Origin of the sequence: Pseudomonas sp. NPDC089407 (assembly GCF_044900445.1) — a bacterium.
In the GTDB taxonomy this organism is placed as follows: domain Bacteria; phylum Pseudomonadota; class Gammaproteobacteria; order Pseudomonadales; family Pseudomonadaceae; genus Aquipseudomonas.
Genome location: NZ_JBJDNB010000051.1, coordinates 14,339 through 27,169 on the forward strand (window position 1 = coordinate 14,339; position 12,831 = coordinate 27,169).

10 protein-coding genes are annotated in these 12,831 nt (G+C 64.7%); 4 read left to right on the forward strand and 6 right to left on the reverse strand.

The window, feature by feature from the left end; genetic code table 11:
• Positions 1–79: 79 nt before the first annotated feature.
• From ACI2KG_RS27480 to ACI2KG_RS27505, 6 genes are all read right to left on the reverse strand, one after another.
• On the reverse strand, positions 80–1,108 hold the full coding sequence (locus ACI2KG_RS27480; protein ID WP_404664035.1) for a 2Fe-2S iron-sulfur cluster-binding protein: 1,029 nt from the start codon (positions 1,106–1,108) through the stop codon (positions 80–82).
• Positions 1,105–2,799, reverse strand: a complete 1,695-nt coding sequence (locus ACI2KG_RS27485) for an FAD-binding protein (protein ID WP_404664036.1) — start codon at positions 2,797–2,799, stop codon at positions 1,105–1,107. The genes ACI2KG_RS27480 and ACI2KG_RS27485 overlap by 4 nt, the downstream gene beginning before the upstream one ends.
• Positions 2,800–2,808: 9 nt before the next feature.
• Positions 2,809–4,518 (reverse strand): FAD-dependent oxidoreductase, encoded by a 1,710-nt coding sequence (locus tag ACI2KG_RS27490; RefSeq protein ID WP_404664037.1) that lies wholly within the window; start codon positions 4,516–4,518, stop codon positions 2,809–2,811.
• Between the two features lie 92 nt (positions 4,519–4,610).
• The gene (locus ACI2KG_RS27495; protein WP_404664038.1) at positions 4,611–5,798 is read right to left on the reverse strand and encodes an acyl-CoA dehydrogenase family protein; all 1,188 of its coding nucleotides are present in this window, start codon (positions 5,796–5,798) and stop codon (positions 4,611–4,613) included.
• Positions 5,799–5,926: 128 nt separating this feature from the next.
• Positions 5,927–7,498 (reverse strand): amidase, encoded by a 1,572-nt coding sequence (locus ACI2KG_RS27500; protein ID WP_404664039.1) that lies wholly within the window; start codon positions 7,496–7,498, stop codon positions 5,927–5,929.
• Positions 7,499–7,565: 67 nt separating this feature from the next.
• Entirely contained in the window at positions 7,566–9,002 is a 1,437-nt protein-coding gene (locus ACI2KG_RS27505) for a coniferyl aldehyde dehydrogenase (protein WP_404664040.1), read from the reverse strand.
• Between the two features lie 203 nt (positions 9,003–9,205).
• Between ACI2KG_RS27505 and ACI2KG_RS27510 the strand changes: the two genes are divergently transcribed.
• The 4 genes from ACI2KG_RS27510 (at position 9,206) to ACI2KG_RS27525 (ending at position 12,827) form a co-directional block, all read left to right on the forward strand.
• A complete protein-coding gene (locus ACI2KG_RS27510; RefSeq protein ID WP_404664041.1) occupies positions 9,206–10,186 on the forward strand; it encodes a flavin reductase in 981 nt (326 codons plus the stop codon).
• 64 nt (positions 10,187–10,250) lie between these two features.
• The gene (locus tag ACI2KG_RS27515; RefSeq protein WP_400622180.1) at positions 10,251–11,024 is read left to right on the forward strand and encodes a glucose 1-dehydrogenase; all 774 of its coding nucleotides are present in this window, start codon (positions 10,251–10,253) and stop codon (positions 11,022–11,024) included.
• A 45-nt stretch (positions 11,025–11,069) separates the two neighbouring features.
• On the forward strand, positions 11,070–11,861 hold the full coding sequence (locus tag ACI2KG_RS27520) for a fumarylacetoacetate hydrolase family protein (RefSeq protein ID WP_404664042.1): 792 nt from the start codon (positions 11,070–11,072) through the stop codon (positions 11,859–11,861).
• A 36-nt stretch (positions 11,862–11,897) separates the two neighbouring features.
• The gene (locus tag ACI2KG_RS27525) at positions 11,898–12,827 is read left to right on the forward strand and encodes an acetaldehyde dehydrogenase (acetylating) (protein WP_404664043.1); all 930 of its coding nucleotides are present in this window, start codon (positions 11,898–11,900) and stop codon (positions 12,825–12,827) included.
• Positions 12,828–12,831: the final 4 nt, after the last annotated feature.

The following is a 12,831-nucleotide window of genomic DNA, read 5'->3' on the forward strand; positions in this document are numbered from 1 at the left end:
CAGGGGCAATGGGTTCCAGGCATTGACGGTGCCCGGCAGTGCGGTAGTTGAGGTCATGGTGACAAACTCGCCAGTCAGGTTATTCGGGGAAAATCACACGAAGGTGTTCGCTGCGGGCCAGTGACTGGCACGCCAGCGCCCAGCCCTGCTCGATTTCATGGGCATCCAGGGCATCGTTACGCAGCATCTGCACAACACCGCTTTCAACCGTGCACATGCACGTGGCACAGGCACCGACCAGGCACGAGCTTGGCGGTTTCAGGCCGGCACGGCGCATGGCATCGAGCAGGGTCTCGCCTTCGGCGCAGGGCACTTCGAACTCCTCGCCATCCAGGCGCACCGAAAGCTGGCTGCAAGGCCGCGAGGTATCCAGCACCTGCGGCGCACTGACCGTTCCTTCTTCGGGCAAGGAGACAAAGCGCTCGACATGCACCTTGGCGCCCGGCATTCCCAGGTTGTGCAATGCCTTGACCGCAGCATCCATAAATGGCCCAGGGCCACAGATGAACGCTTCGGCGTGTGCGAACGGGCGCGCAAGCTCGGCCAACTGGTCAATTGACGGGGTGCCCTGCACCGAGTCGAGCCAATGAATCACCTGCAGGCGCTGCGGGTGCGCACTGGCCAGGGCTTTGAGCTGGTCGCGGAAAATCACGGAGCCCTCGTCGCGGTTGGCATAAACCAACAGCACCCGCCCGTGCCCGGCCAACAGCGCCGAACGCAGAATCGACAGCACCGGGGTTACCCCACTGCCGGCGCCAAACAGCAGCAGGTCGGTGTCCAGCTGCCGGGGCACGAACACGCCGGCCGGCACCAGTACCTGCAAGTGGTCACCCGGTTGCACGTCGTCACACAGCCAGTTGGACGCGCGGCCATCGCGCACCCGCTTGATGGTGACACGCAGGGGTTCATCTACCAGTGGCGTACTGGAGAGGGAATAGCAGCGCGGCAACCAGCCGTCGCCACACGGCACCCGCAACGTCAGGAACTGCCCCGGCTGATAGGCGAACCGGGCCTTCAGCGCGTCCGGCAGGTCGAACTCCAGCGACCGGCTGTCAGCGGTTTCTTCAATCACGCGGGTTACGCGCACTGTCTGGTAGTCCAGGCTCATGTCGGTTGCTCGCAGGTTTCGATTACCGCAGGCGTCAGGGCTGCAGCTACCGCCTGCCCTGCGCGCCTGCCGGAAAACACACAATCGGCCAGCGACAAGCCGCTGACGTACAGGTGCGACGGAATGCCGATGGCCGTGCGGCCCGCCGCATAAAGCCCGGCAATGGCCAGCCCCTGCGCATCCAGCACGGCACCGTTGCTTTCATCGACCTTCAGCCCGCCGAGGGTCAAGGCGCCCATTGGGAACAGCGGGTTGCCGACCGAAATGTCACAGGCGTAGAACGGCCCCTTGGCGAGCACCTGGCGGCTCTCGGCAGACTTGCCGAAGGGGTCTGCGGCATCGCCGCGCGCTGCGGCGTTGTAGGCCCCCAGGGCACTGCGCAGCTCATCACTGCGCATCCCGGTGGCGTAAGCCAGCTGTTCGATGCTCTGGCCCTTGCGCACGCGCCACAGCATCAGGGCCAAGGCTGGCAAACTCTGGAACCACCAGTACCCCGCAAACAGTGCCTGCCTGATCGCTTGCCGGCGCAAGCGGGCGTCCAGCACCAGCCATGCCTTGCCGCCTTGTTCTTCGCACAGGGGCTCGCCCAGCGTGGCGCCATAGACTTCCTCGTTTACAAAGCGCCGCCCCAGCGTGTTGACCACGATGCCCTTGGGCCAACATAACGGCGGGTTGATGAAGCGCCACGCCGAAACCCGTGCCAGGCGGTCGGCCACGCCACCGGCCGCCAGGCCCAGGCGCAAGCCACTGCCATCGCAACCCGTGGCGCCGACCTTGAAGTTACGCCGGTATTTCGGGGCATGCTGGGCGATCAGCTCGCGATTGAAGATGAACCCGCCCGTGCTCAACACCACGCCGCGCCGGGCCTGAACCAGCCGCGGCCGTGCATGATCGCGCTCCAGTTGGCGCAGGCGTTTGCGCAGTGTCTCGCTGTATCGCGGCGCAAGGTTTTGCAGGCGTTCGGCACGTGCCGCCCAGGTTGCATGCAACTGCGCCTGCTTGCTGCCGGCGGGCAGGCACCACAACTCGGCGCCAAGTACCCGCCCACGGCTGTCGACCACCAGGCGGCGGGCCGCAGCATGAAGCTGGGCCCGCACACCGTTGCGCAGGCACGCCGACTTCAGGTGTGCGAACAGCACCGCACCGCATTGCCCCTTGCCCACGGTACGGTGGCCGCGCGGTGCAGGTGCCAGCGCACCCCGGTGGGAGGGCACCATCTCGTTGCCCGAGTAATACAGAAAGCAGCCATCGGGGGGATAACTGGTTTTGCCACCGGGCGGCATGCTGTGGGCATAGGGCACCCCATGGCTTTCCAGCCACGCTAGGTTGCCGGCGCTGGCCTGGCAAAAACGCTGCAAGGTGGCGTCAGCCACAACGCCTTGGGTCTCGTGCCTGAGGTAGGCAAACATCGCTTCGGGCGTGTCCTCGAAACCGGCAGCCCGCTGCTGGCGCGTACCGCCGCCGGCATAGACCACGCCCCCGCTCTTGGCGCTGGCGCCTCCGCCCTGAAAGCGGTCGGCAACCAGCACATCGGCGCCTTGGGCACGCGCTTCGAGGGCCGCGCAGGCACCTGCCGCGCCCCAGCCAATCACCAGCACGTCACACTGATCGTCCCAGTGCAACGCGCCAGCGTGGGCGACCTGCAGCACCGGTTGAATATCGGTGCACGTTGATTTTTCAGCAGCAGACATGGCAGCTCCTTACGCGTTTGCGGCAATGTGCCGGGCCGCGATGTAGCCAAAGGTCATGGCCGGGCCGAGGGTGCCGCCGGCACCGGGGTAGCTGGTACCCATCACCGAGGCCGAGCAATTGCCAATGGCATACAACCCTGGGATCGCGACGCCATCCTGGCTAAGCACCTGCGCATGTTCGTTGGTCAGCAAGCCACCCTTGGTGCCAATGTCTCCGGCGTCCAGGCGCATGGCATAGAACGGGCCCTTGCTCAGCGGCGCCAGGCAAGGGTTGGGCTTGACGTTGCTGTCGCCGTAGTAGCGGTCAAACACGTTGCCGCCCCGGCCAAAGTCCAGGTCGACGCCACGCTGGGCAAACCCGTTCATGCGCTCTGCCGTCTGCGCCAGGCCGGCTGCATCGACACCGATCTGCCCTGCCAGCGCTGCCAGGCTATCGGCCTTGAAGTACAGGGTGCCAAGCCATTCCTTGCGCAGGCGGCTGTCGGGCATCACTTGTGCCGGCATCAGCGGGCCCATGGCATAGTTGAAACGAAAATGCCCATCGAAGATCACCCAGGCCGGGATGCTCTTGCCACCGCTGCGGTGATGGTCGCGGTACATCGCGTCGACAAACTCAAGGTACGGCGCCGCTTCGTTGACAAAGCGCCGCCCCAGGCTGTTGACCACGATTGCCCCCGGGAAGGCGCGCTCGGCAAACACCCCGCGCGGCTTTTCTTCACCGGGTACAGCGATGGTTGGCGCCCACCAGGCCCAATCCATCAGGGCGGTGGCCGCCCCCAGCGCCAGGCCGGCCTGCAGCGCTGCGCCGGTGTTGTTGCCGGGGGGTGTGGCACTCCAGGCGCGCAGGGTCGGTTGCGGCAGGTATTGCTCACGCAGTGCCTGGTTCTGCTCGAAACCACCGGAGCCGAACACCACCGCACGCCGAGCCTGCAGCTCCAGTACCTGGCCCGCACGGCGCACCTGCATACCGCTGACCCTGCCGTTTTCGGTGCGCAAAATTTCAAAGTCGGTGTTCAGCCACAGCGGGATGTTGCGGTCCATCAGCGACCGGCGCAACGCAGCGACCAGTGCGCTGCCCAGCGCGGCACGACGGTCGCGTCGGCCTTTGCGGCGCCATTTGAAGTCGAGCTTGTAGCGCAACAGCAGGCCGACGATCAACAAGCGCCAGCCCAGCGAGCGCGACATGACCTTGTGGGCATGCCGTGCAGTCCAGGCCACCCGCCCCATGAGCAGGGTCGAGGGCGAGGGTTTGCGCAGGTTGTCCAGTTCGTCACCGAGCACGCTGGTGTCGAACAGCTGCGGGTCGAGGGTACGCCCACCCGCCAGTGCACCGGGCAGTTCGGGGTAGTAATCCGGGTATTTCTCGGCCACGGCGTAGCGCACATGGCTGTTGTGCTCCAGCGCCTGGATCATGTGCGGGGCATGCTCAAGGTAGGCTCGCAGGCGTTTTTCATCGCCATGCTCAGCCGTGGCCGCCTTGAGGTATTGCAGCGCCAGCTCAAAACTGTCGCGGCCACCCTTGGCCGCGAAGTAGTGGTTGTTGGGGATCCAGATACCACCACCGGAAATTGCCGATGTACCCCCGAACTTGTCACTTTTTTCAATAACCAGTACCGACAGGCCCTGGTCGGCCGCAAACAGCGCCGAGGTCATCGCACCGGCGCCGGAGCCAACGACGATCACGTCGTAGCAGGAAACAGGCTGAGCGTTAGCTGTCATTGTCGTTAAGCCTTGGCAGTGATCGGAAAGGCCCCGGCGCGACCGCCAGGGTTGGCAAACCCGGGCGCGCAACCTGGCGGCCCGGGCACGGCTCACACGTAGGGGTCGGGGTTGGGCAAGCCCATCTGCACAGCCCCCAGGCTGCGGCTGAAGGCCATGTAGTTGTTGGCGATGTGCCCCCGCGCCTGATGCAGGTCGCGGAACAGCCGGGCCACCGGGTTGGTGTTGTACAACCCCGAGGCGGCCATGCAGCGCAGCAGCTCGTTGACCTTTTCGGCACAGATGTTGGTGACGTAGGAAGACTGGTAGCGGTACAGCAGGCGGGTTTCGACGTCCGGGTACTCACCGGCCTCGGCCAGCGCCATCAGGTGCGCGTAGTTGCGCTCCAGCACCAGGCGCAGGCTGTCGACGGTGATGGTGGCTTCGGCCACCGTGGTTTGCGCTACCGGGTCGTCTGCCGTTTTCATGCCGTGCTTGCCAATGTGCGCGGCAGCGTTGGCACGAAACTCGTTGATCGCCCCCTGCAGGGCACCAATGGCCGAGGACGACACGGCACGGGTGAACACCTGGGCAAACGGAATGGCGTAGATCGGGTTGGTGTTGACCAGGCGCCCCGGCGTGGCTTCTACCGTGCAGTTGTTGGTGCGCTGCACCCGGTGCGCCGGCACAAAGGCATCTTCGACGATGATGTCGTGGCTACCGGTACCGCGCAGGCCCAGCACATCCCAGTTATGCTCGATGCGGTAATCGCTGCGCGGGATCAGGAACGTACCATGCTCGGCCGGCTGCTCTGCGCTGGCCGGCAACACGCCGCCCAGGAAGCACCACTGGCAGTGTTCGCTGCCACTGGAAAAGCCCCAGCGCCCGCTGATGCGGTAGCCGCCTTCGACAGGCACCACCTTGGCCACAGGCATGTAGGTGGACGAGATCAGGGTGGTGGCATCCTGGCCCCAGACATCGCGCTGAGCCTCGACCGGGTAGCGCGCCAGCTGCCAGGGGTGCACCCCGATGACGCCGTAGATCCAGGCCGTGGACATGCAGCCCTCGGCCAGGGTCATCTGGATTTCGAAAAAGGTCCGCGGGTCCACTTCATAGCCGCCGAACGCCTTGGGCTGGAGCGCCCGCAACAAACCGGCTTGCTGCAGCTCGAAAATGGTCTCGTCAGGCACCCGGAACTCGCGATCTGCCCGCGCCGTGCGGCTTTTAAGCGCGGGCACCATGCGCCGGGCGCGCTCCAGCAATTCGACTTCCTCGGGCGTCTCTACTCGCATGCTGTCCATCCGTTCGTTCTCCCAATCTGGTTGCGCGAATGCGCGGGCCGTGATGGATGATCGAATGCAATGGAAGTCTGTTCATCGTCAAAGCGGACTAGGATGCAGCAATCCGGCGCCTTCCCTGGCGCCTTGTGTTACACCGGGGCGCGCCGTGCAAGCCACGGGCGATCTTGCTCCAGTTGCGCAGCCAGGCGTAGCAACAGGTCTTCGCCACCCAGCCGGGCAGTGAACATCATGCCCACCGGCAAGCCTGAGTCGCTCATGCCCAGCGGCAAGGAAATCGCCGGCTGGCCACTGACGTTGGCAAGCACCGTGAAACCGGCACTGCCCATGGCTTTTTGCGCATAGCTCTCGTACGGCTGGTTCAGCGACAGCTCTCCCAAAGCCGGTGTCAGGCTGGAGGTGACGGGGGAAAGCAGGACATCAAAACGCTCGAACTGCTGCTCCATCGCCATGCTGATGTCTTCAAACGATTGCCGGGCGCGCACCACGCCTTCACCCGTTACTTTGCCTGCACGTTCCAGCACGCCAAAGGTGATCAGCTCCAGGTCTTGCGGCCCCAGGCTACGGCCGAGCGCTTTTTCCCGGTCATTGACCATGGCGAGCACGGCATTGCCCATCGCCGCTCCGTGCGAGCCGAACAGCTGCCGAGGGTCGATGGGCAAGCGCAGCTCTTCAATCTCGTGGCCCAGGCCCAGCAGTTGCTTGATGGTCTGTTCCAGCACCTTGGCAATCGCAGGGTCCAGCGGAGCCCCGGTCATCGAGTCGCGCACCAGGCCGACGCGCAGGCGGCCGGGGTCGCGGCCGAGCTCATCCACGTAAGGCCGCTGCAGTGGCTGGGCCCAATAGGGGCTGCCGCGCTCGTGCCCCTGCCCTGCATCCAGGAACAACGCCGTGTCGCGCACACTGCGTGACACCACGTTGGCAACACTGGCACCGAACGAGGCTTCCAGGCGCAACGGGCCGCTGGGGGTGCGGTAACGCGTCGGTTTCAGGCCGACCACCCCGCAATAGGAGGCCGGAATACGGATCGAGCCCCCGCCGTCGGTGGCATGGGCGACCGGCACGATGCCGGCGGCCACCGCCACGCTGGCGCCGCCCGAAGACCCGCCGGCACTCATCGCCTGGTTCCATGGGTTGCGCGTTTGCCCCCAGAGCAGCGACTCGGTGGTGGTGGTAAGGCCGAACTCAGGGCTGGTGGTCTTGCCGAACGGCACTGCACCCGCCGCTTCATATCGGCTGATCAGGGTACTGGTCACCGCTGCGGGTGGCGCGTCCTTGAACAACCGGCTGCCATTGCTGGTGGAGGTACCCTGCAAAAAGGTGTTGAGGTCTTTGAGCAGAATCGGCACGCCGGCCAACGGGCCCAGGTTCAAGGTCCCGGCCTTGCGCCTGGCGGCCAGCAGCGCCCGCGCATAATCATCGTGGCGCATGTTCACAGCATTGAGCTTCGGGTTGACCTGCTCGCAACGGGCAATGGCCGCAGCCAGTAAATCTTCACTGCTGAACTGCCCCGCCTGCAGGCCCTTGACCATCGCCCAGGCATCCAGGGCCTGGTAATCGCTGGCAGACAGGCCCGCCGCACGGGCATCGGCAAAACGCCCCAGCAGGCCCACCCCCAACGCCACGGCGCCAGCCTTGAGAACCTGGCGGCGCGGCCAACCGTCCACAGCGCCGTCGGCGCCGGATAGTGCGTTGTTTTCCATGTGCTGAATTCCACTTTCTTGTTGTAGTTGTGATGCCGACCGACACGCGTGTAAGCCGGCGCGCGGTTCAATCCGCGGTGATCTGCGCCACCATCGCGGCCAGGAACTGCTCGCTGTACGGTGGCAACAAGCCCCATTCGCGGCGCGGGTCATGCTCAGGCGCCTTGAGCACCGTGCGCGTGTGGCTGAATTCGAGAAAACCCTCACGGCCATGGTAATGGCCCATGCCCGAGCCACCAATGCCGCCGAACGGCGCGTCATGCAAGGCGGCATGCATCATCACATCGTTGAGGGTGGCGCCGCCCGACAGGCTGTGCGCCAGCACATGGCGCTGCTCTTCGGGGTCGGTGCCAAAGTAGTACAGGGCCAGCGGCCGTGGCCGGGCGTTGACCTGGGCCAGCACCTGATCAACTTCGTCGTACGGCAACAGCACCATGGCCGGGCCGAAGATTTCCTCGTGCATGATACGGCTGTCGCCTGGCGGGTCGATCACCAGTTGCAGCGGGCGCCTGCGGTTCTGCGCATCGACCGGCTGCTCGTTGGGCAGGCTCACCACCCGGGCACCGGCCCCTTTGGCTTGTTCGACCAGGCTTTGCACGCGGGCCAGGTGCCGGGCATTGACCACCGCCACTACGTCCGGGTTGTCGCGCACCTCCGGGATCAGCTCGCGGTAAGTACGCGCGAAGGTGTCGACGAACGCATCCAGCGATTCACGCGGGACATAGACCAGGTCAGGGTTGATGCACACCTGGCCACTGTTGGTGGTCTTGGACACGGCGATGCGGTATGCCGCCGTCGCAATGTCGGCACTGCGCCCCACGATCACCGGCGACTTGCCACCCAGCTCCAGGGTAACCGGCACGAGGTTTTCGGCGGCATGGCGCATCACCGACTTGCCCACCTCGGTGCCGCCGGTGAACACCAGGTGGTCGAACGGCTGCGCCGTAAAGGCTTTGCCCAGCTCTTCGCCACCGGTGACCACTGCCACTTCGAGCGGGTCGAAGTGTTCGCCAATCAGTTGTGCAATCAGCGAGGCCGTACGCGGCACCACCTCGGAGGGTTTCAGGATCGCCCGGTTGCCTGCCGCCAGGGCTGAGGCCAGCGGGCTGAGCAAGGTGTAGACGGGGGCATTCCAGGTGCCCAGGATACCCACCGAGCCTTTGGGCTGGTACATCACCCAGGCTTCGGCGCCCAACTGATCGTAAGGCGAGAACACCGGGCGCGGCTCATCCTGCATCCACCCTTCGAGGTGGTCGCGCGCGTGCTTGAGCGAACCCAGCGAGCCCAGCACATCGTTCATCAGGGAAAACCCCGCCGGGCGGCCGCCAAAGTCGGCATCCATTGCCTCGGCCAACGCCATGTGGTGCTTGACCAGCAGGTCGATCACACGCTGGATGCGCACTCGACGTACCTGGGCGCTGACCGCCCCTGCTGCATTGAACGCCATCTTCTGCTCTGACAACAGGGCCGTAAGCCCTTCGACGGATGAACCTGCACAACTCATTGGTGCCTCCTCAACTGTTCAAAGGCCAGCATTGATACGGCCGTTCAGGGTCAACGCCCTGACTGCACGCTAGCGCCACAGCCACGCCGGGCGCCTCGTCCAAGTGGACGATTGAAGCAAAATCGTTAGTCCGTTGAGACGATGTGAAGCCTTGTGACGCTGGCGATACTGCAGGCACGCACAACCACTCCATGAGGCCCATCATGGCATCGCACGCCTGCTTCGACCCCCAAGCGTTCCGCGCCGCGCTCGGCACCTTTACCACAGGGGTGACCATCATCACCACTCAGGCTGAAGACGGTACGCCAATCGGCATTACTGCCAACAGCTTCAACTCGGTCTCGCTCAACCCGCCGCTGGTGCTGTGGAGCCTGGCCAAGAGCGCCAGAAGCCTGCCCGTGTTCAGCGGTGGCCGGCACTGGAATGTGCATGTGCTGTCCACCGAACAAGAGTCGCTGTCCGGGCGCTTTGCACGCCAGGGCGAGGACAAGTTTGCCGAGATCGAGCTTGATACCGGCATCAGTGCTGCACCGCTGCTGCAGGACTGCACCGCGCGCTTTCAGTGCCGCACCGCCTTCCAGTACGAAGGCGGCGACCATGTGATCTTTGTGGGTGAAGTGCTTGCATTCGACCACAGTGACCGCGCACCGCTGGCCTTCCAGAGTGGCCAGTACGCCCTGGCCATGCGCAAGCCGCGCAGCGAGTTACGCCTGGCAACCACCCCGCCACCGCCCGATTGCAGTTACACCGAAGACCTGCTGGGCTACCTGCTGGGTCGCTCGCACTACCAGATGCTGTACGCCTTGCGCCAACTGCTGAAAAACCAGCAGCTGGATGAGCATGCCTTCTTCATCCTTTCCACTCTGTGCATTCGCGACAACCTGAGCCTGGACGAGATCAACGCCTTCGTCGGTTATACCGGGCATGTGGTCAGCGCAGCGAGCATGCGCTTTCTCGAACGGCAAAACCTGGTTGCCCGGGAGTTTGTCGATAATCAGGTGCGCTATGTGTTGACTGCCGATGGCCGAGCAGCCTCGCTACAGGAAGTGGCGTTGGCAAAAGCGGTTGAGCAGGACATTGCCGCGCGCCTGGGCGCCGGTGATGCCCAGGCGCTGAAAGTGTTGCTCAAGCGCCTGATCGCCACCTCAGACCCGGGTTTGCCGGACCTCTGGGCGCCCCGTTGAGCCCTGTGCGCCAACACCGCCCGCCGCCGCAGGCCCCTGCCCCTTTCACCACCCAAGGACAGCCATGAGCATTCTGCAACGTTTCAACCTCGCTGGCAGTGTCGCCATTGTCACGGGGAGCGGCCGCGGCATTGGCCGCGCCATCGCCCTGGCCTACGCCGATGCCGGCGCCGACGTGGTCTGCAGCGCCCGCTCGCTGGCAGATGTCGAAGCCGTCGCTGAAGAAGTGCGTCGCCGTGGCTGCCGGGCACTGGCCCTGAGCTGCGACGTTACCGACAGCCAGCAGCGCATGGCCCTGGTCAGCACCGCTCAGGAGCAACTGGGGCGTATCACCCACCTGGTCAACAACGCCGGCGGCGGCGGCCCGAACGACCCATTGGCGATGAGCCCGGACGCCTTCGAACAGGTGCTCAGCTTCAATGTCAGTGCCGCCTACGCCCTGGCGCAGTTGTGCGTACCGCTGATGCGCGATGCCGGAGGCGGCAACATCGTCAACATCACCTCGGTGGCCGCACGTTATGCGCAACGCCATTTCAGTGCCTATGGCACGGCCAAGGCAGCACTGACGCAGCTGACACGGCTGCTGGCACAGGACTTTGCCCCGCAGATACGGGTCAATGCCGTGGCGCCCGGGCCCATTCTGACCGACGCCCTGGCCGGTGTGATGCCCGCAGCCATGCGCAGTGCCATGGAGGCCAACACCCCGCTCAAATGCCTGGGGCAACCCGAGGACATTGCCGCCGCAGCCTTGTACCTGGCAAGCCCCGCATCGGCCTGGGTCACCGGCAAGATCATCGATGTCGATGGTGGTGCCGACTCCAGTGTCTGGCCGGGCTGAGCCTTGGTCGCCGTCTTGATCCCCTTGCCACAGAGCGAGCTCTTCATGGATACCCACCTGATCCAAGCCTTGGGCGACGAGCTGTTCCACGCCCTGCAAACACGCCAGAGCGTGGCACCGCTGACCCTACGCCATCCCGCACTCAGCCTCGATGAGGCCTACCGTATTTCCCTGCGCTTTCTGGCCCGGCGTGAAGCGCTGGGCGAGCAGGTGATCGGCAAAAAAATCGGCGTTACCAGCCGCGCCGTGCAGGAAATGCTCGATGTCCATCAGCCCGACTTCGGTTTTCTCACTGACCGCATGCAGGTCGCCGCTGACAGCGACGTCAGCTTTGCCGAGCACCGCCTGCTGCAGCCACGCGCCGAAGGCGAGATTGCCTTTGTCCTGGGCGAAGACCTGCAAGGCGGCGAGGTCAGCGCGGACGTCGTACTGGCGGCCAGCGCATGGGTGCTGCCGTGCTTCGAAATTGTCGACTCGCGCATCGACAACTGGCAGATACGCATTCAGGACACCGTCGCCGATAACGCCTCCTGCGGGGTGTTCGCCTTGGGCACTCAAAGTGTCGACCCGCGGACGCTGGACCTGGCCCAGGTCGAACTGCAGCTGTTCAAGAACGGCCACCACGCGGGCAGTGGCCTGGGCGCTGCAGTGCAAGGCCACCCCTGTGCTGCCGTGGCGTGGCTGGCCAACACCCTGGGCAAGCTGGGCATCCCTTTTCGCAAAGGCGAAATCATCCTCTCCGGCGCGCTGGCCCCACTGGTGCCGGTGGCCCCGGGTGACTTCGTCAGCCTGTCACTGAGCGGCATGGGCAGCCTGCACCTGAACTTCGTGCCCTGAACCGCTGGCCCACCCTTTCTGATCGAGAGCACCGCCATGAGTAAAAAGATTAAATGCGCCCTGATCGGGCCAGGCAACATCGGCACCGATCTGTTGTACAAGCTCAAGCGCAGCACCGTGCTGGAGCCGGTATGGATGGTAGGCATCGATGCCACTTCCGAGGGCCTGGCACGGGCCGCCGAGCTGGGCCTGAAAACCACCAGCGACGGCGTCGACGGCTTGCTGCCGCACGTGCTAGAAGACGGCGTGCAGATCGCCTTCGACGCAACCTCTGCCTATGTGCATGCCGAAAACAGCCGCAAGCTCAATGCCTTGGGCGTGCTGATGATCGACCTCACCCCAGCCGCCATCGGGCCTTACTGTGTGCCGCCGGTCAACCTCAAGCACAACCTTGGCCTGGGTGCGATGAACGTGAACATGGTCACCTGTGGCGGCCAGGCGACCATTCCCCTGGTGGCGGCCGTTTCCAGCGTGCAGCCGGTGGCCTATGCCGAGATCATCGCCACCGCAGCGTCAAAGTCGGTAGGGCCAGGCACCCGCAAGAACATCGACGAGTTCACCCGCACGACCGCTGCCGCCGTAGAACAGGTGGGCGGGGCGAAAAAAGGCAAGGCGATCATTATCGTCAACCCCGCCGAGCCGCCTCTGATCATGCGTGACACCGTGCACTGCCTGACCGAAAGCGAACCCGACCAGCCCGCCATCCGCGCGGCCATCGACCACATGATCGAACAGGTACAGCGCTATGTACCGGGGTACAAGCTGGTCAACGGCCCGGTATTCGACGGCAATCGGGTATCGATCTTCATGGAGGTCGAAGGCCTGGGCGACTACCTGCCCAAGTACGCAGGCAACCTGGACATCATGACCGCCGCAGCCGCACGCACGGCCGAAATGTTCGCCGAAGCGTTGCTCAACGGTGAACTCCAGCTCACCACCCCTGCCCCACAACCCGCCACCGTCTGAGGAG

What these genes read in the sequence shown, in the direction of transcription:
- ACI2KG_RS27480 (WP_404664035.1), bottom strand. Translation starts at nt 1,108, where the DNA reads ATGAGCCTGGACTACCAGACAGTGCGCGTAACCCGCGTGATTGAAGAA.
- ACI2KG_RS27485 (WP_404664036.1), bottom strand. Translation starts at nt 2,799, where the DNA reads ATGTCTGCTGCTGAAAAATCAACGTGCACCGATATTCAACCGGTGCTG.
- ACI2KG_RS27490 (WP_404664037.1), bottom strand. Translation starts at nt 4,518, where the DNA reads ATGACAGCTAACGCTCAGCCTGTTTCCTGCTACGACGTGATCGTCGTT.
- ACI2KG_RS27495 (WP_404664038.1), bottom strand. Translation starts at nt 5,798, where the DNA reads ATGGACAGCATGCGAGTAGAGACGCCCGAGGAAGTCGAATTGCTGGAG.
- ACI2KG_RS27500 (WP_404664039.1), bottom strand. Translation starts at nt 7,498, where the DNA reads ATGGAAAACAACGCACTATCCGGCGCCGACGGCGCTGTGGACGGTTGG.
- ACI2KG_RS27505 (WP_404664040.1), bottom strand. Translation starts at nt 9,002, where the DNA reads ATGAGTTGTGCAGGTTCATCCGTCGAAGGGCTTACGGCCCTGTTGTCA.
- ACI2KG_RS27510 (WP_404664041.1), top strand. Translation starts at nt 9,206, where the DNA reads ATGGCATCGCACGCCTGCTTCGACCCCCAAGCGTTCCGCGCCGCGCTC.
- ACI2KG_RS27515 (WP_400622180.1), top strand. Translation starts at nt 10,251, where the DNA reads ATGAGCATTCTGCAACGTTTCAACCTCGCTGGCAGTGTCGCCATTGTC.
- ACI2KG_RS27520 (WP_404664042.1), top strand. Translation starts at nt 11,070, where the DNA reads ATGGATACCCACCTGATCCAAGCCTTGGGCGACGAGCTGTTCCACGCC.
- ACI2KG_RS27525 (WP_404664043.1), top strand. Translation starts at nt 11,898, where the DNA reads ATGAGTAAAAAGATTAAATGCGCCCTGATCGGGCCAGGCAACATCGGC.